This is a genomic window from Arthrobacter sp. NPDC058288 (assembly GCF_042880995.1).
GTDB lineage: Bacteria > Actinomycetota > Actinomycetes > Actinomycetales > Micrococcaceae > Arthrobacter.
Map to the genome: position 1 here is coordinate 61,523 of NZ_JBHVYH010000006.1, position 17,939 is coordinate 79,461.

The 17,939-nt window shown below is 67.0% G+C and carries 15 protein-coding genes; 6 read left to right on the forward strand and 9 right to left on the reverse strand.

Going from position 1 to position 17,939, the window contains the following annotated elements; translation table 11 throughout:
• Nucleotides 1–40: 40 nt before the first annotated feature.
• The gene (locus ACFVWT_RS15795; protein ID WP_390249391.1) at nucleotides 41–2,581 is read right to left on the reverse strand and encodes an ATP-dependent DNA ligase; all 2,541 of its coding nucleotides are present in this window, start codon (nucleotides 2,579–2,581) and stop codon (nucleotides 41–43) included.
• Between the two features lie 40 nt (nucleotides 2,582–2,621).
• On the opposite strand from ACFVWT_RS15795, the gene ACFVWT_RS15800 reads away from it, so the two are divergent.
• Nucleotides 2,622–3,656: a Ku protein gene (locus ACFVWT_RS15800; protein WP_390249393.1), complete on the forward strand. Its 1,035-nt coding sequence runs from the start codon at nucleotides 2,622–2,624 to the stop codon at nucleotides 3,654–3,656.
• 26 nt (nucleotides 3,657–3,682) lie between these two features.
• On the opposite strand, the gene ACFVWT_RS15805 is transcribed toward ACFVWT_RS15800, so the two are convergent.
• The 7 genes from ACFVWT_RS15805 to ACFVWT_RS15835 all read right to left on the reverse strand — a co-directional run bounded on the left by ACFVWT_RS15805 (nucleotide 3,683) and on the right by ACFVWT_RS15835 (nucleotide 9,696).
• A complete protein-coding gene (locus ACFVWT_RS15805; protein ID WP_390249395.1) occupies nucleotides 3,683–3,949 on the reverse strand; it encodes a Rho termination factor N-terminal domain-containing protein in 267 nt (88 codons plus the stop codon).
• A 2-nt stretch (nucleotides 3,950–3,951) separates the two neighbouring features.
• Entirely contained in the window at nucleotides 3,952–4,584 is a 633-nt protein-coding gene (locus tag ACFVWT_RS15810) for an SRPBCC family protein (protein WP_390249397.1), read from the reverse strand.
• A 293-nt stretch (nucleotides 4,585–4,877) separates the two neighbouring features.
• The gene (locus ACFVWT_RS15815) at nucleotides 4,878–5,156 is read right to left on the reverse strand and encodes an HPr family phosphocarrier protein (protein ID WP_390249399.1); all 279 of its coding nucleotides are present in this window, start codon (nucleotides 5,154–5,156) and stop codon (nucleotides 4,878–4,880) included.
• A 56-nt stretch (nucleotides 5,157–5,212) separates the two neighbouring features.
• On the reverse strand, nucleotides 5,213–7,282 hold the full coding sequence (locus ACFVWT_RS15820; protein WP_390249401.1) for a fructose-specific PTS transporter subunit EIIC: 2,070 nt from the start codon (nucleotides 7,280–7,282) through the stop codon (nucleotides 5,213–5,215).
• A 2-nt stretch (nucleotides 7,283–7,284) separates the two neighbouring features.
• Nucleotides 7,285–8,283 carry a 1-phosphofructokinase family hexose kinase gene (locus ACFVWT_RS15825; RefSeq protein WP_390249403.1) on the reverse strand — a complete coding sequence of 333 codons (999 nt, stop codon included), beginning with the start codon at nucleotides 8,281–8,283 and terminating at the stop codon, nucleotides 7,285–7,287.
• On the reverse strand, nucleotides 8,280–9,089 hold the full coding sequence (locus ACFVWT_RS15830) for a DeoR/GlpR family DNA-binding transcription regulator (RefSeq protein ID WP_390249405.1): 810 nt from the start codon (nucleotides 9,087–9,089) through the stop codon (nucleotides 8,280–8,282). Before ACFVWT_RS15830 ends, ACFVWT_RS15825 begins: the two co-directional genes overlap by 4 nt.
• Before the next feature lie 349 nt (nucleotides 9,090–9,438).
• Nucleotides 9,439–9,696, reverse strand: coding sequence for a DUF6458 family protein (locus tag ACFVWT_RS15835; RefSeq protein ID WP_390249407.1), 258 nt, complete (start codon nucleotides 9,694–9,696; stop codon nucleotides 9,439–9,441).
• Between the two features lie 369 nt (nucleotides 9,697–10,065).
• On the opposite strand from ACFVWT_RS15835, the gene ACFVWT_RS15840 reads away from it, so the two are divergent.
• From ACFVWT_RS15840 to ACFVWT_RS15860, 5 genes are all read left to right on the forward strand, one after another.
• Entirely contained in the window at nucleotides 10,066–11,286 is a 1,221-nt protein-coding gene (locus ACFVWT_RS15840) for a beta-ketoacyl-[acyl-carrier-protein] synthase family protein (RefSeq protein WP_390249409.1), read from the forward strand.
• Between the two features lie 29 nt (nucleotides 11,287–11,315).
• On the forward strand, nucleotides 11,316–11,933 hold the full coding sequence (locus ACFVWT_RS15845; RefSeq protein ID WP_390249411.1) for an alpha/beta hydrolase: 618 nt from the start codon (nucleotides 11,316–11,318) through the stop codon (nucleotides 11,931–11,933).
• A gap of 175 nt (nucleotides 11,934–12,108) precedes the next feature.
• A complete protein-coding gene (locus ACFVWT_RS15850; protein WP_390249413.1) occupies nucleotides 12,109–13,119 on the forward strand; it encodes a LacI family DNA-binding transcriptional regulator in 1,011 nt (336 codons plus the stop codon).
• A gap of 175 nt (nucleotides 13,120–13,294) precedes the next feature.
• Nucleotides 13,295–14,047, forward strand: a complete 753-nt coding sequence (locus tag ACFVWT_RS15855; RefSeq protein WP_390249415.1) for an HAD family hydrolase — start codon at nucleotides 13,295–13,297, stop codon at nucleotides 14,045–14,047.
• 60 nt (nucleotides 14,048–14,107) lie between these two features.
• On the forward strand, nucleotides 14,108–16,468 hold the full coding sequence (locus ACFVWT_RS15860; protein WP_390249417.1) for a glycoside hydrolase family 65 protein: 2,361 nt from the start codon (nucleotides 14,108–14,110) through the stop codon (nucleotides 16,466–16,468).
• Nucleotides 16,469–16,561: 93 nt separating this feature from the next.
• Here the strand turns inward: ACFVWT_RS15860 and ACFVWT_RS15865 are convergent, their stop codons facing one another.
• Nucleotides 16,562–17,860, reverse strand: coding sequence for an MFS transporter (locus ACFVWT_RS15865; protein ID WP_390249419.1), 1,299 nt, complete (start codon nucleotides 17,858–17,860; stop codon nucleotides 16,562–16,564).
• Nucleotides 17,861–17,939 lie beyond the last annotated feature (79 nt).

Consider the following 17,939-nt stretch of genomic DNA (forward strand, 5'->3'; position numbering starts at 1 on the left):
CGGGTGCCGGGGCATTTCGGTGCTGTCACGCGATAACGCATTATCCGGATTCCGCCACGACGTCGTCGGCGTTCTTGTCCAGGCGCCAACCGCGCCACACCGGGTGCCGCAGTTTTCCGCCCCCGGTCCATTCGCCGAAGGTAACTTCGCCCACCAGGCCCGGGGTCACCCAGCGCGCATCGGAGGCGTCGGCGGCGGGAACCTCGGTGAAGGGAGAGGTTTTCCTGGACAGCGTGTCCACCTGCAGCCGCAGCTCCTTCAGTTCCCGGTCGCTGAATCCGCTGCCCACACGTCCCACGTAGCGCAGCTTCGTGCCGTCAGGGATCCCTACAAGCAAAGACCCCACGGAGCCTTGCCGCGACCCCTTGCCGGGGCGCCAGCCGCCCACCACCACTTCCTGGGTCCGCTCGAACTTCAGCTTCAGCCAGGACCTGCTGCGCTCTCCGCTGACATACCGGCCGTCGAGGCGCTTGGCCATGATTCCTTCGAGGCCCAGTTCCCTGGCGCTCTCCAGGATGTGCTCCACCTCGTGGTCCAGTACTTCGGACAGGTGCACGGGGCAGCCGTCCGGCCAATCCAACTGCTCCAAACGTGCCCGGCGCTTGCGGAGCGGCATCCTGCGGAGGTCCTCGCCGGCGTCGGACAGCAGGTCGAACACCATCAGGCGGACCGGAGTCACTGCCCGCGCTTTGGCGACGTCGGCCGGTTTGGTGAGCTTCATCCGCGTCTGCAGCAGCCCGAAATCGGGCCGCCCGGAGGGCCCGACGGCGACGACCTCGCCGTCGGCGGTGAAGCTCTGCTCCGGCCAGCAACTGCGGTCCGTCAGTTCCGGGTAGCTTGCGCTCATGTCGTTGCCGTTACGGCTGATGAGCCGGATCCTGTCGGCGTCGCCGATGATCAGGGCACGTATGCCGTCCCATTTCAGTTCGAACTGCCAGTCCAGGCCGCGAAGGTCGGCCGGGGTCCCGGCGCTGGCGAGCATTGGCGGGAAAACAGGCGAAACGTCCGGCGGCAGCTCGTCCTGCTTCTTTTCATTGCTTGGGGCTCTTGTGGCAGTGGGAGTGCCCGAGGCTGCCGCCGCACCGTGCCCTTTGCGGTCCATCAGATGGATGAGCCACTGGGCCTGCTCCGGCGATGTCGTGGTGTCGCCGTCCCGGCTGGTCCGGATCAGCGCGAACTTCCTGGTCCCGCCCAGGCCGCCCCCTTCGGCGCCGGTGAGGGTTGCGATGACTTCCTTGCCCGCGATCCATTTGTCGCATTCGTAGTAGCCGTGGTCCCAGATGATGACGTTTCCCGCACCGTACTGGCCCGCGGGGATGGTGCCCTCGAAATCGAGGTAGTCCATGGGGTGGTCTTCAGTCTGGACCGCAAGGTGGTTCTGCGCCCCTGATGTTGGTACGCCCTTCGGCAGCGCCCAGGACACCAGCACGCCGTCCCGCTCCAGCCGGAAGTCGTAATGCAGCCGGCTGGCGTGATGCTCCTGGATCACAAACCGCTCCCGGATGGTGCCGGCATTGGGGTCAGCCCGGTGACGGTCGGCGCTGAACGGTTCCGGGGTCCCTTCCGGATCCCGCATGGAGCGGTACTTTTCCAGCCTCGGGTCCGAGCTGCCGCCGTCGGCCGTTGTCCTGTTGCGGTGCCCGGACCCGCCGCCTGAACCGCCGCCGTCGTGGTGGGCCTGAACATGGCCGCCGCCCGCGGAGACCGCAGCGAACGGATCCTTGCCGTCCTTGATCCGCCGCATGACCTCCCGGTAGTCCAGCTGTTTCAGCGCGGGGGAGGCCAGCTCACGCCACGTCCTGGGGGCGGCCACAGTGGGGCGGAGCCGGCCGCGGAGGGAGTACGGGACGATAGTGGTCTTCGCCGCGTTGTTCTGGCTCCAGTCCACCAGCACCTTGCCCGCGCGGAGCGTCTTCTTCATGTCGCTGACAGCCAGGTCCGGGTGGTCCGATTCCAGGGCACGGGCAAGTTCGTGGGCGAACTCGGAGATCTGGTCCGAGGTCTGCGTGCCGTCGAGGCCCGCGTAGAGGTGGATGCCCTTGCTGCCACTGGTCACCGGGACGGGATCCAGGCCAACGTCCTTCAGGATGGCGCGGGCAAGCCGGGCCACTTCGACGCACTCGGCCAGCCCGGCGCCCTCGCCGGGATCCAGGTCCAGCACCAGCCGGTCCGGGTTCATCGGATTCCCGTGCGGGTCCACGCGCCACTGGGGGACGTGGATTTCCAGGGAACCCATCTGGGCCAGCCACGTCAGGGTGGCGGCGTCATTGACCAGGGGGTACTGGTTGGTGCGCTCCTTGTGGCGGATGGATGCACGCGGAATCCAGCCGGGGGTGGACTCGTCCAGGTTCTTCTGGAAAAACATCTGGCCCGGGGCCTCCGCGGTTCCCACCCCGTTGACCCACCGCTTGCGCGTGGCCGGCCGGTTCGCAGCGGCGGGGATCAGCACCGGGGCGACGGCCGCGTAGTACGCCAGGACGTCCGCCTTGGTGGTGCCCGTCTCCGGGTACATCACCTTGTCCAGGTTGGTGACCACCAGTTCGCGGCCCTGGACCCGGACACGTTCCCTACTGCCTGCCAAAGGTCTTCACCTCCGGGCAACTCTGAGGTTCACTTGATCCATGAGAGCCATCTGGAAAGGCGCTATCGCATTTGGGCTGGTCAACGTGCCGGTCAAGGTCTACAGCGCCACCGAGGACCACGACATCGGGCTCCACCAGGTCCACAATGCCGACGGCGGCCGCATCCGCTACCAGCGCCGCTGCGAAGTGTGCGGCGAGATTGTGGACTACGCGGACATCGACAAGGCTTACGAGGAGGACGGCCGCACGGTGATCCTCACCCGTGACGAACTCAAGTCCATCCCGGCGGAAAGCAGCCACGAGATTGAAGTGGTCCAGTTTGTCCCGTCCGAGCAGCTCGACCCCATCATGTTCGAGAAGAGCTATTACCTCGAGCCCGATTCCAAGTCCCCCAAGGCCTATGTGCTCCTGCGCCGTGCGCTCGAGGACACTGACCGGGTGGCGGTGGTGCAGTTCGCCCTCCGCGAGAAGACCCGGCTGGGTGCTTTGCGGATCCGGGACGACGTCCTGGTGCTGCAGTCCCTGCTGTGGGCCGACGAGGTGCGGGAAGCGGCGTTCCCTGCCCTGGAAACCGCCGTCCGCATATCCGCCCAGGAACGGGAGATGTCCGCGGCCCTGGTGGACTCCATGGCCGGGGACTTTGAGCCCGGCCAGTTCACGGATGACTACCAGGTGCAGCTCCGCAAGCTCATCGACGCCAAGATCGAGCAGGGTGAGTCCCTGGATACGGAACAGACGTTCGGCGCCGAGGCTGCCGAAGCGGGCAGCGGCGAAGTGATCGACCTGATGGAGGCCCTCAAGCGAAGCTTGGAAAAGAAGCGGGGCGGCGGCGGCGCGGCGCAGGCCGACGACGAAGGGAAGGCTCCCGCCAAGGCCTCCCGGCCTTCTGCCTCGGGCCGGTCCGCAGCGTCGAAAGGCGCGGGTGCCAAGACGACCGCGGCCCGCTCGACGGCTTCCAAGGCAACGGCTTCCAAGGACTCTGCCGCCAAGGCTCCCGCCAAGACCGCCGGCAAGGCAGCAGCAACGGAGCCGGTCGCCAAGGAGCCGGCCAAGAGCCGGCGAAAAGGAGCCTGAGGTACGGTAACCCATCGCTGCGGCGGTCAGGAGTTTCTGAGCGCTGAAATGAGCTCGCTTTTCTTCTTGCTGGAGTAACCGGTCAGTCCGATTTCCTTGGCTTTGGCCTTCAGCCGGGCCACCGTCCAGTCTTCATAGTCGCCGCTCTTGCCGCCCTTGCGGCCCACAGCGGAGCGTCCCCTGCTGGCGGCGGCATTGGAAATGCGGGCGGCTTTCTGCTTGGAGGCGCCGTCTTCGCGGAGTTCTTCGTACAGCTCCGGGTCCTTGAGGCTTGGGTTCTTCTTCTCAGGCATGGTCAGCTCGGATCGGATGGTTCAGCGTCGTCAATGAAAGGGTCCATTCCTGCCGGACGCCGCGGCGAAGGGGCGGGCGTGTGCGGCGGTTGCGCCGAGGATGCGTGTGCGGCGGACGCGTGGGCGTGGTGCGTCGGGGCGTTCGCCGCGAAGCCTGCCTCTTCCCGGGTTTCCTCGACTTCTCCGTTGTCCACGGCCGAACGCCAAGCGCCTGTCTCAATCCCGCGCGATTCGATGAATTGCTTGAACCGCTTGAGGTCGGCGCTGATCTGGTGGCTGTCCGCTCCCACCGCCGTGCCGGCTTTCTCCAGCAGTCCCTCGGGCTCCCATTCCAGAGCCACGGTGACCCGGGTCTGATCCGGGCCGAGGGGTTCGAAGGAGACCTCACCGGCGTTGCGCGGCTTGTCCGTGCTGACCCAGGTGATGCGCCGGTCGGGGATCTGCTCGGTGATCTGCGCGCTGTATTCGCGCTTGACTCCCGCGATGTCCGTCCGGAAATGCAGCGACGTCTCGTCGATCTGTTCGACGGACTCCACGCCCCTCATGAACTCCGGGAAGGACTCGAACTGGGTCCATTGGTTGTAGGCGGTGGACACGGGAACGTCCACCTCGATGGTTTCCTGCACGGTAGCCACTGTTTCATCCTCTTTCCGCTGGGAAATGTGCCCCCGATTGCGGGTCTGTTGATCGGCGTGTCGCCACAATGCCACGCTAATCGGGCCGCCAGGCAAACACAAGGATTTACTAAGGCTGCTTAGTTCAAGCGCCCGCGAGTCAAAAACCGCGAGTCAAAAACCGCGGGTCAAAAACCGCGAGTTAAAACGCAGCGGCCGGCCCGTGCGCCGTCTTCCCTGAACAAGGGAGGTGGCGCAGCGGGCCGGCCGCTGGCTGCCGTACCGGAGGCGGACTGTACTAGCCCGCCGTGCCGCTACTCGGCGTCGTGATCGGTTTCCAGGATCTGGACCAGGTGGTCCAGCGCGGTGTCGGCGCCGTCGCCTTCGGCACGGAGGACCACAACGTCGCCGTGCGAGGCGCCCAGGCTCATGAGGGACAGGATGCTGGCGGCGTCCATGGCCTCGTCGGCCGGTTCGCCCTGGCGGGCAATGGTGATCTCGTGCGGGTACTCGCCGGCTGCCTCGGCAAAGATGGCGGCGGGGCGGGCGTGCAGGCCCACGCGGCTGGCGATGGTGGCGGTGCGTTCGTACATGTGTGCTCCTTGGATATCAGGTCGGGACAGGTGGTTTGGAAGACGTCCGAACCGGGTTAGACAGTTACTGGAACCGGCTCCACGGTATCAACGGACTTGCGGACGGCCCAGCGCTTGAGGGCGATTACTGCCAGGGCGGTGACGACGGTACCGACAAGGATCGAAACAACGAACATCAGGAAGTTGTCGATGGCGAAGAAGACGAAGATTCCGCCGTGCGGGGCCTTCGAGCCCACGCCCGCCGCCATGGAGATGGCACCGGTCACGGCACCGCCGAGCATGCTGGCGGGGATGACGCGGAGCGGGTCGGCCGCGGCGAACGGGATGGCGCCTTCGGAGATGAAGGATGCCCCCAGCAGCCACGCGGCCTTGCCGTTTTCACGCTCGGCCAGGCTGAAACGCTTCTTGTCCAGGACGGTGGAGGCGAGGGCCATGGCCAGCGGCGGAACCATGCCCGAGGCCATGACGGCTGCCATGATCTGCCACGGTGCCTGGTTGTCCAGGGTGGCGGCACCCAGGCCGGCGACGGCGAACGAGTAGGCAACCTTGTTGACCGGACCGCCGAGGTCGAAGCACATCATGAGGCCCAGGATGACGCCCAGTGCGATGGCGCTGGCACCGGTGAGCCCGGAGAGCCAGCCGTTCAGGCCCTTGGTGATGGCGACGATCGGGGCGCCCAGGATCAGGAACATGAGGCCGGAAGCCACGAGGGAGGCCACCAGCGGAATGATCACCACGGGCATCAGGCCGCGCAGCCAGCGGGCCACCTGGATCTTGCTGATGGAATGGGCGATGTAACCGGCCAGGAGGCCGCCCACGATGCCGCCGAGGAAGCCTGCACCCATGAACCCTGCCACGGCGCCTGCCACGAAGCCCGGTGCGATGCCCGGGCGGTCCGCGATGCCGTAGGCGATGTAGCCGGCCAGTGCGGGGACCAGGAAGCCGAGAGACAGGGCACCGATCTTGAAGAGCACGGCGCCGAGGTAGGCGCCGAGCGGACCCCAGGCGTTCTCAGGGTATTCGGTGGGCAGGTTGAAGATGCTGTTGTCCACCACAATGGTGTCCGCGAACTGGGTGATCAGGTAGCCGCCCATCAGGAAGCCCAGGGCGATCAGGAGGCCGCCACCTGCCACGAACGGGATCATGTAGCTGACGCCGGTGAGGAGGGCCTTCTTCAGCTTCTGGCCGATGTGCTCGCCCTTTTCGGTGGCCTCGGCTTCAGCCTGCTCCTCCGCGCCGTAATGCGGGACCCGGCGGGCGTTGGGATTGTCCGCGGCGGCTAGTGCCTCCTGGACCATCTTGTCCGGTTCGTCAATGCCGCGCTTGACCGGAGCGTTGATGACCGGCATGCCGGCGAAGCGCTCCTTGCCGCGGACGTCCACGTCCACCGCGAAGATCACGGCATCAGCGGCTGCGATCACCGCAGGGTCCAGCGGCTTGGCGCCGGAGGAGCCCTGGGTTTCCACCTGCAGGTCCACTCCTACTTCCTTGGCTGCGGCAACCAGTGAATCGGCGGCCATGTAGGTGTGGGCGATGCCCGTGGGGCAGGCCGTCACGGCCACGAGGCGCTTGGGGCCGGACCTGGCGCCGGTGGCTGCGCCGGCGGACGGTGCTGCGGCTGCGCTTGCCCCGGCTGTTGCGCCTGCTGCTGCGGGTTCTGCGGCAGCAGCGGGCTTGTCGGCAAGGGCGCCTTCCACCAGTTCAACAATGTCTGCCTGCGTGGTTGCTGCGCGGAGCGCCGCGGTGAAGTCCTTCTTGATCAGCGAGCGGGCCAGCTTGGACAGGAGCTTCAGGTGCTCCTGGTCCGCGCCTTCGGGGGCTGCGATGAAGAAGATCAGGTCCGCCGGGCCGTCCTTGGCGCCGAAGTCCACAGGCTGCGAGAGCCGGGCCATGGCCAGGGTGGGCACCGTCACCGCCGTGGAGCGGCAGTGCGGGATGGCAATTCCGCCGGGCACGCCCGTGGCGGTCTTGGATTCGCGGGCAAACGCGTCCGTGAAGAGGCCTTCCGCCTCGGTGGCGCGTCCCGTGGCGGCAACCCTGCCAGCCAGATGGCGGATCACGTCCTCGGGCGAGTTGCCCAGGTTCTGGTCTAGCTCGACCAGATCAGTAGTAATGAGCTGAGTCACTGTCAGTCCTTCCGGAGGGCCGTGATGGTTACGGCATCAGGGGTGGTTTGGTGGACCGCCGGAACTGTGGAGCCCGGCAGGGAGGCGGCAGCGGCACCATGTGCCACGGCCTGACGGAGGCAGTCGGCCGGGGCGGCGCCCTGGCTGGAGGCGAGCAGGTAGCCGGCAAGGGATGAATCTCCCGCGCCGACCGTGCTGACCGCTTTGACCGGCGGGTGCGTGGCCAGCCACGCGCCGTCGGACGTCACAAGTACCGCACCCTTGGAACCGAGCGTTGCCAGCACGGCACCTACACCGGAACGCACGACGGCGGCGGCGGCTGCCGCGGCAGCCTCCGGATCCGCTTCCAGTTCGTCAGCGGTGGACGCCGTGGCGAAACCGGCTGCGGCAGCCAGTTCAGCCAATTCTTCGGCGTTGGGCTTCAGGAGGTCCGGCATGCCTGACGCGTCGCCGGAGAGGGCGGCGGCGAGGGGAGCGCCGGACGAATCGACGGCGATGAGCGGCGTCGACTGTTGGGTGCCGTTGCCGGCGTGGGTGGAGCGAAGCCGCCGGGTGACGGTGGCATAGAAGTCCGCCGGAACTCCGGGTGGGAGCGAACCGGCGAGGACAACCCAGCTGGCACCGCGGGAACGCTCCAGCAGCAGCCCGATCAGGGCTTCCTGCTGGTCTTCGCTCAGTACCGGGCCGGGTTCGTTGATCTTGGTGGTGACCCCGTCCGGCTCCGTCAACGCCACGTTGGTGCGCAGCGGCTCGTGGATGGCAAGGGCGGCGAAGGGGACTCCGCTCTCACGGAGGCCCGCCAGCACGGGATCGGAGTCGCCGCCCGGCAGGACGGCCACTGTTTCCAGTCCGGAGGCCACCAGGGCGCGGGAGACGTTGACTCCTTTGCCGCCCGATTCCTGGCTGACGGAGATGGCGCGCTGCACTTCCCCGCGGAGCAGGGGCGAGGGGAGTCCAACGGTACGGTCCAGGCTCGGGTTCGCGGTCAGGGTGACAATCATGCGATCACCACGTCAACGCCGGCGTCCGCAAGCGCCGCTGCTAGTTCCGGGCTGGGTTCACTGTCTGTAATCAAGGTGTCCAGATCTTTCAACGAGGCGAACTGGACCAGCGTTTCCGCATCCAGCTTGGACGAATCGGCCAGCACCACAATGCGGCGTGCCGATTGGACGAAGGCAGCCTTGACGGCGGCTTCTTCAGGATCGGGCGTGCTCAGCCCGAAGGCCGAGTGGACTCCGTTGGCGCCGATGAAGGCGATGTCCGGACGGATTCGGTGGGCAGCATCCACGGTGGACTGCCCGACGGCAGCCTGGGTGAGGCCGCGGACCCTGCCGCCCAGGAGGTGGAGGGCGATGCCCGGTTCGCCGGCCAGTTTCGCGGCGATGGGGATCGCATGGGTGATGACCACCAGTTCGTTTTCCGAGCCGGCGGACGGGGAAGCGGAGGGGTCTGCCAGGCGCAGGGCGATCAGGTCCGCCAGGGCTTCCGTGGTGGAGCCTGCGTCCACGAGGATGCTGCCGGCCGGGCTTTGCGGGATGAATGCCAGGGCGGCCTCGGCAATGCGCAGCTTCTCCGGCTGCCGCTGGATGGTCCGCTCGAGGATGCTTTCCTCGGTGGTGCTGATGCGGTCCGGGGCGACGGCGCCGCCGTGGACCCGGCGGACGGTGCCGGCTGATTCCAGGGCGGCGAGGTCGCGCCGGACGGTTTCGGTGGTGATGTTGAAGCGTTCGGCAAGGGCGGTCACGCTGGCACGGCCGCTTTCAGCGACTAGACCTGCGATCAGCTGCTGGCGCTCCTCGGCGAACACTTACCCTCCATTGCGTAAATACTGCTGGTCCCTCAGTGCCCGGCGGTCCGTGACTGCCATCACACGATGTTGAATTGCTTGACTTTATCTTTGTTCTTGTTGGTTTGTCAATGAAAACAACACGAACAAAGATTCCGGCGGGGAGTTTTTGTCCAGATCGGGGGAGTTCGAGGCCTCCGAAGTCGCGATAAGTGGACAAAAACTCCGGTGCCGGGCGGGGCGGGTCCCTCTCAAGACGGCGGAAGCCGGGCCGGACCGTGGTGGTCTGGCCCGGCTTCCGGGGTGTTCGCAGTGCAGTGCGCCGGTGTCCGTCGGCTCTTCGTGGACAACGGCGGCCGGCTGGGCATGGTTACAGGCCGCCGTCCCGGCTCTCATTGCGGACAATGCGCTCGCCCGTGTTCGGGTCCACCACTGACCTGGTTTCACTCACCCTGCGGGTGCGCCCCGGCGATGCCAGGACCAGCGAGGCGATCAGGCCTATGACGCCAACGGCCATCAGGATGTAGCCGATCAGGGTCTGGTCCACATACGGGACCAGACCCGGGGTGATGGCCCAGGCCAGGATGGCGCCGAGGGCGATAAGGAAAATGGAGGAACCGATTCTCATGACTTGCTCCTAGTTGTCCGGGGGACGTGCGGGCAAAACTTGATCAGCTTGCTGTCTAGCGACACGCTACAGGCCGCCCCCGGCTGTTTCAATGAGGCGGACGCTGCACGCCGCGGCCGTGTCCGAGTCGTTATTCCGGCGGATTCTACGCACGGGATATGCCCATCCGCGGAGGCCGTCGACTTCGAACTGACAGTGGGAACCGGTGCAGCCGATGCGCGCCCTGAAGTAACACCGGCAACCAGCGGTGCGGCCCGCGTACTGTGGATTGCGCACGCATTCTCCGGCTAGCCGGGGGATGCGTCCGCGATGAACAACGCGCACCGTCAGCGGATCCGGCGTCAACAATTCCCAGGAGCAGTGTTACCCATGTCTGAACCATTCCCCGCGGTTGTAGTCACCGGCCTGGGAGCAGTGACTCCCGTCGGCTCAACCGCCGGCGAAACGTGGGACTCGCTCCTGGCGGGCCGCTCCGGAATTGCGCCCCTCGACGACGAATGGGTTGCCGGGCTCCCTGTGCGCATCGCGGGGCGCGTCACCGCGGACGTTCCGTCGCTGCTCTCCACCTTGGAATACAAGAGAATGGACCGCTGCGGCCACCTGGCACTCATCGCCGCCCGCGAAGCCTGGGCCCACGCCGGGCGGCCTGATACTGACCCGGAACGGCTCGCCGTCGTGATCGGCTCCGGCTACGGCGGGCTGGATACCACGCTGGAGCAGGCCCGGACCCTGGACGCAAAGGGGCCCCGCCGGGTTTCGCCGCACACCCTCACCCGGATCATGGTCAACGGCCCCGCCGCCTGGGTCTCGATCGACGTGGGAGCCCGCGGCGGGGCGCGGACCCCCGTCAGCGCCTGTGCCTCCGGGGCTGAAGCGATTTCGCAGGCGGCCGACATGATCCGGAGCGGCGCCGCGGACATCGTGATCGCCGGCGGGGTGGACTCCTGCATCAACGGCCTGACCATCAGCGGGTTCTCGCAGATCCGGGCGCTCTCCACCCGCAACGACAGCCCGCAGGCCGCCTCCCGGCCCTTCGACCGCGACCGGGACGGCTTTGTCATGGCCGAGGGTGCCGGGATCGTGGTCTTGGAACGCGAAGACCACGCCCGCGCCCGAGGAGCGGAGGTGCTCGGAGTCATCGCAGGAAGCGCCATCACCTCCGACGCCGTGGACATCGTTGCGGCCGACCCCGCCATGCAGCGCCGCGTCCTGCAGAAAGCCATTGCCGCTGCCGGCCTCACCGGAGATGACATCGGCTTCGTCCATGCCCACGCCACCTCCACCCCGGTGGGGGACCGGCTCGAAGCGGAAGCCATCGGCGCCGTCGTCGGACATTCCGTTCCGGTGACCTCCACAAAGTCCCTCACGGGGCACTTGCTGGGCGGGGCCGGGGCGCTTGGTGCCATCGCCACCATCCAAGCGCTGCGCACCGGCGCCATCCCTGGCACCCTCAACCTCGACAACACGGACCCGGACGTCCACCTCAACATCGTCTCGAAGACAACCCATGGGCTTTCGGCGAAGGCAGGCATTTCCAATGCGTTCGGGTTCGGCGGCCACAGCGCCTCACTGGTGATCACCGCGGGCTGAGGGCCTCCTTGGAAAGTTAGGCTGATGCGATGGAGACAGTTGTATGGTCCAGGCCGGAGGACCAGCGTGCCGGCACACCGCTGCTGGTCATGATGCACGGCTACGGAACGGACGAGGTCCGCATGTCGGACCTCTTCGGCCAGTTGCCCGCGGAGTTCACCTGTGCGGCGCTGCGCGCGCCCAAGGTCATCGGCGATGACTACGGCTGGTTCCTGCTGGACTACTTCCTGACCCATGACTTCGCTGACGTCATTTCCGTCAGCAACAAGGTGTTCGACTGGATCAACTCAGTCCGGGCACAGCACAGCAGCGTAAGCCTGCTGGGTTTCTCCCAGGGCATGGCCATGGCCAGCACGCTGCTGCGGCTGCGGCCGCACGACTTCCGGGCGGTGGTAGGGCTGTCCGGATTCGTCCTGGACAACGAGCTGCTGGCCATGAGCGAATCGTTCGACGCCAGGCCGCCGTTCTTTTGGGGGCGGGACAAAGCCGACCTGGTGATCAACGACGCCGCCGTGGAGCACACCGAGGAGTGGCTCAACCGGAACACGCAGCTGACTGCACGGACCTATCCGGGGATGGGCCACACGATTTCCACGCCGGAAATGGTTGACGTGAGCGCCTTCCTGCGCCACTACGTCCTCCGCTGAGGGCCGCAGGACCGCCCCCGCTGCTTCCGGAAACCCGCAACATTCCGCGACCGTGGGAAAAACCAGTTGCGCGCTAAATTTGTAAGCGCTTACACTCTTCTTCGGCCATGTACCGGGCCCAGGACTTCAGGAGAAGAAAGGGCTGAGCCCGTGTTGCATGGCTAGAGCACCGCGCGTGACCATCCAGGACGTAGCCGCATTGTCGGGGCTGTCCATCTGCACCGTTTCCCGTGCGCTGCGCGGGCTGCCCAACGTTTCGGAAACGGCCCACCTCAAAGTGGCGGACGCTGCCACCAAACTCGGTTACAAAGCATCATCGGCGGCATCGCGCCTTGCCGGCGGCACCACCGGGTCCGTGGCCATCATCGCGCCCACCGCGACCGCGTGGTTTTTCGCCCAGGCCGTAGAGGCTGCCGAGGAAGTCTTCGCCGACAGCGGCTTCGACACCGTGCTCATCAGCCTGCGCAACACGCCCAGCGTCCACCGCAGGGTTTTCGGCGACCTGGATGCCCTGGCCCAGCGCGTGGACGGCGTCCTGCTGCTCAACATCGCCCTGAGCGACGCTGAAATCGACGCCCTGGCCTCCTCCGGACTCGCGGTCGCGAGCGTTGGCATGCACAACGTCCCCTGGGACAACGTGGGAATCGACAACGAGGACGCGGCCTGGAAGGCAACCAACCACCTGCTCGGCCTGGGGCACTGGGACCTGGCCATCCTCTCAGGACGCGAACCGGGGGAGCGCACCGTGGCCACGGCCACGGACCGGCTCAAAGGTTTCCAGCGGGCGCTTGCCGAGCACCACCTAACCGTGGACCCGGACCTGGTGATGGACGCCGGTTCGAGCATCGAAGGCGGCCGCCGGGCCATGACGGAGCTCATCGAAAACCGCCGGATGCCCTCGGCGATCTTCGCCGGCTGCGACGAGACGGCCTTCGGCGCGCTGATGGCCCTGCGCGAGCTCGGTTTGTCAGCACCGAAAAACGTGTCCATCATAGGAATAGACGATCATCAGATGAGCTGGTTCCTGGGACTGAGCACAATCGCCCAGCCGGTAGCCGACCAAGGCGCCTTTGCCGCCAACCTGCTGATCGAAGGACTCCAACGTCCGGGGCCGTTGAGTGCCCCTGCCAGCCACGTGCTGGATACCAAACTGATCGAACGCAAAACCGCGCGGCGGAAACGTTGAGTGAAAACGGTCAGTGGAAATGCTGAGCGAACAACGCTGAGCGTAAACGCCAGATCCGGCCGCCGACGCCCGACTCCACCGGGCCGGCCCCCGGGCCCGATGGTTCCGGCCCGCACCAAACCTGCAGTATCCACGCACTTCCCCTGCCGCCGTCTGAAAGGACATCGAGTACCGCATGACTGAGCTTTCCCAGAGCGCCACCGGCAACAGCACCACCTCCAGCTGGTCCGCCGCGTCCGCCATCCTTTTCGACCTCGACGGCGTGCTCACGCCCACGGCGATCGTCCACGAACGCGCCTGGCAGGAGCTTTTCGACGGCTACCTCCAGGACGTTCCCGAAGCAGACGGCTACCGCGAAAGCGACTACTTCGACCATATTGACGGCAAGCCGCGGTTCGACGGCGTCAGGGACTTCCTTGCCTCACGCAGCATCGTGCTGCCCGAGGGCCCGGCGGACGACGACCCCGCCAACAACACGGTCCACGGCCTCGGGAACCGCAAGAACAAGGTTTTCAACGACATTGTCGAAGCAGGCGGCGTAGCACCCTACGAGGGCTCGGTGCGCTTCCTGGAAGCCGTTCTCGCGCTGGGACTCAAGGTCGCCGTCGTCTCTTCCTCCCGCAACGCGCCGGCCGTGCTTCAAGCCGCGGGACTCGCACACCACTTCCCGGTGGTGGTGGACGGCGTCGCCGCCGCTGCCGCGGGACTGCCCGGAAAACCCAGCCCGGCCACCTACGAACACGCGGCGCAACTGCTGGGCCTCCCCAGCGAGGAGTGCGTGGTGGTGGAAGACGCCGTGTCCGGCGTCCAGGCCGGTAACGCAGGCACCTTCCACTCGGTAATCGGAGTGGACCGGGGAGCCGGCCGGCAGACGCTCCTGGACGCCGGCGCCACCCTGGTGGTCGAGGACCTGAACGAACTCCTCTAGACCGACGAGAAGCCCCCCCAACCTGCACCTGCACCAACGCCAAAAGGAACCCCAACAGCCATGGCACTCATCACCTCTGACCGTGCTCGTTTCCCGAACGACCCCTGGCAGCTCGTGGAGACCGTCCACCTTCCCGGCAACGCCGGAACCCTGGAAACGCTCTTCAGCCTGGGTAACGGCCATCTGGGCATCCGCGGCGCGCACTGGGCCTCCGCGGACGCCGACCTGCCCGGAAGCTTCATCAACGGCTTCCACGAAACCTGGGACATCAAGCACGCGGAGAACGCCTACGGCTTCGCCCGCACGGGCCAGCGGATCCTCTACATCCCGGATGTCAACAACTTCACGGTGATCATCGACGGTGAAACGCTGACCCTTAGCGAGTCAACGGTGCTGGACTACCGCCGCTCCGTTGACTTCGCCACGGGCATCTACGAATGCCGGATCACGTGGCAGTGCCGGTCCGGCGCCACCGTGACAACCACCGAGCGCCGGGCCGTGGGCTACCAGTCCCGCGGCACCCTGGGCATCAGCCTCGACGTGGCCGCGGACCGGGACGTCTATGCCGACGTCACATCCTCCGTCATCAACCGCCAGGACCAGCCCGTGGAGGACCACTCCACCCACGATCCGCGCCGGGCCGGGCGGCACGCCGGCCGCGTCCTGCTGCCCGTAAGGCTCGACGGCGGGGACGGCTCGCTGCGCCTCTCCTGGGAAGCAGCCGAATCCCGGCAGCGCGTTGGCCTGGCCGTGGACCACTGGACCTCTGCCGACGTGCAGCCGTTCGAGACCCTGGTGGACCAGGACGACAGCAGCGTCCGTTACGTCCTCGCAGTGGGAGCGGACCAGCCCTTCCGCCTCGAGAAGAGCGCCAGCTACGCCGTGGCGCGTGCCTTCCGCGAGGGCGCCGTGGACGGCGGTTCCCCGCAGGACCCGTCCGAAGCAGCGGAGGGCGCCCTGCAGCCCGTCAGCGCGATCTTCGCCGAGAGCGAGGCGCACTACCGGGACTACTGGGCCACCACGGACATTGTGGTGGGCGGCCAGCCCGAACTGCAGCAGGCCATCCGCTGGAACCTCTTCCAGCTGGCCCAGGCCACCGCCCGCGCGGACGTTGCCGGCATCCCGGCCAAGGGCGTCAGCGGTTCCGGCTACGAGGGACACTACTTCTGGGACCAGGAGGTGTACCTGCTGCCTTACCTGACTTACACCAGCCCGGACAACGCGCGCCAGGTGCTGGAGTTCCGGCACGAGATGCTCCCGGACGCCAAGGTCCGGGCCAAGGAACTGAGCGTGGACGGCGCACTGTTCCCGTGGCGCACCATCAACGGGCTCGAAGCCAGCGCGTATTACGCCGCCGGCACCGCGCAGTTCCACATTGCTGCCGCCGTCGCCTTCGCCACCAACAGGTACATGTGGGCCAGCGGCGACGAGGACTTCAAGCATGGCATGGGCGCGGAGCTGCTGATCGAAACTGCCCGGATGTGGGTCTCCCTCGGCTTCTTCGGCAAGGACGGGCTCTTCCACATCCACGGCGTCACCGGCCCGGACGAGTACACGGCCGTGGTGAACGACAACCTCTACACCAACGTCATGGCGCGGTTCAACCTCCGCACCGCGGCGGCCCTGGACCACCCGGAAATCGACGACGCCGAACGCGAACTCTGGGAACAGGCCGCCACCCGGATGCAGCTGCCCTACGACGAAGACCTCGAAGTGTATTCGCAGGACAACGACTTCATGACCCTGGAGCCTTGGGACTGGAGCACGCCCCGGTCCAAGTACCCGCTGCTGCTGAACTTCCACCCGCTGGTGATCTACCGCCACCAGGTCCTCAAGCAGGCGGACACCGTGCTGGCGATGTTCCTGCAGTGGCAGGACTTCACGGCTGAGGAAAAGCGCCGGGCATTCGACTTCTACGATCCGATCACCACCGGCGACTCCACCCTGTCCGCCTGTGTCCAGGGGATCATGGCCGCCGAGGTAGGCTACGGCAAGGCCGCGCTGGACCACTTCACCCACGCGCTGTACATCGACCTTGACGACACCCACGGCAACACGATCGACGGCGTGCACATTGCCTCCACCGGCGGAGTCTGGAGCTCGCTGGTCAGCGGCTTCGCGGGCCTGCGCGACCAGGGCGACGTTCCGTTCTTCGATCCGCGGCTGCCGGCCGAATGGGAGGGCCTGACCTTCCACCTCAAGGTGCGGGGCCGCCTGCTCTTCGTGGAGCTGGACCAGCGATCCATCAGCCTCAGCATCCGGGACGGCGAACCGCTGGACGTCAACGTCCGCGGTGAAGTGCTCACCGTCGGCAACGACGTTGCCCGGGTGCCGCTGGCCCCGGTCGGCGCGCCGGAGCCCACCATCTTCCCGAGCGGACTTCCGACGGCGTCCATCCCGATTGTGCGCGCCCGCAGCTAAGCGCACCGGCCGCCAAGCACGCCCGCCAGACGGCGGGATCAACCCAACTGTTGATCCCGCCGTCGTGCTGGCCCGCGGCGCCGGGAGCCTGGCCTAGGGGCTGTCCGCTGACTCCCGGTCTTCGGCACTGCGGTCCAGCGGGTGTGCCAGCTCGTCGGCCGTCATCCGGGCCACCACCATTGCCACTGCCGCCATCACGGGGCACACGCCGCCGGCCACCAGGAAAATCACCCACGTGGGCACCATTGCCGCGGCGGGTCCGGCCAGCGCCATGGAGACGGGCATCAAGGCCAGCGATACAAAGAAGTCCAGGCTGGAGACACGGCCCAGCAGGTGGGCAGGAACGCGGCGCTGCAGGAGCGTCCCCCAGATGACCATGCCGATGCCTCCGGTCGCGCCGAAGATGAACAGCGCCGCGGCAACCATCCAGAAGCTGTCCATGATTCCAACGGCAGCGAGGGGAAGGCTGCCGGCACCCCAGGAAACCATCATCACCGTGAGATAGCGGCGCGGCAGCGCAAAGGATGCGGTGGCCAGGGAAGCGGCCGCCCCGCCCACGCCCATCACGGCCAGCAGGAAACCGAACATGCGCGAATCGCCGCCCAGCTGGTCGCGGACAACGAACGGCAGCAGCACCTCGATGGGTCCGATCAGGAACAGCACCGAGATGCAGGCCCAAAGCAGCGTCCACAGCAGCCACGGCGTCCGCACCGTGTAGCTGACACCCTCGCGGAGGTCGTGGAAGAAGGACGTTTTGCCCCTTTCGACGGCGGGATCGCCGTCGGCGCCGGCGGCTTCGAGGGTGTGCTGGCCGAGGAAGTTGAGGATGATGAAGGCAAGCAGGTGGCAGGCCGCCACGCCCGTGACGGCGTGCGAGGGCGATAACGCTGCCACCAGGATGCCGGCGACGGCGGGACCGGCCGCCTGTTGCAGGATGGGGCGCATCGTCCCTTCCATGCCGTTGGCCGCCAGCAGGTCCTCTGCCGGCAGGATCCGGGGCAGGATGGCCGAATAGGCCGGGAAGAAGAACGCCGCTCCCACACCCAGCACAAACGCGCCCACGGCAAGGTGCCACAGCTGCAGCCAGCCCGCCAGCGCCAGTCCGCTGACGGCGGCGATCACGGCGAGGTTGGTGCCTTCCACCGCGATGATCAGGAGCCGCTGCGGCACCCGGTCCGCGGCGATCCCCCCGGCCAGGACGAACGCCACGAGCCCTACGCTGCCGGCGGTGGCAACAAGCGAGAGCTGAAGCGGTCCGCCGCCCAGGTGGATCACCTGGTAGACCATGGCCACGGCCCACATGCCGGAGCCGAAAATCGAGACGGCCAGCGCCGCAATCAGCACCCGGTATTCCCGGTGCACGAAGGGCCTGAGAGCTCTGGGGGCGGGCATATGGCCAGTCTAGGCCTGCTTTTCCAGCCGCGCCGCCGCGCGCCTGCCGGCACCATTTTCGCCACTGCCCCGTTAGGCT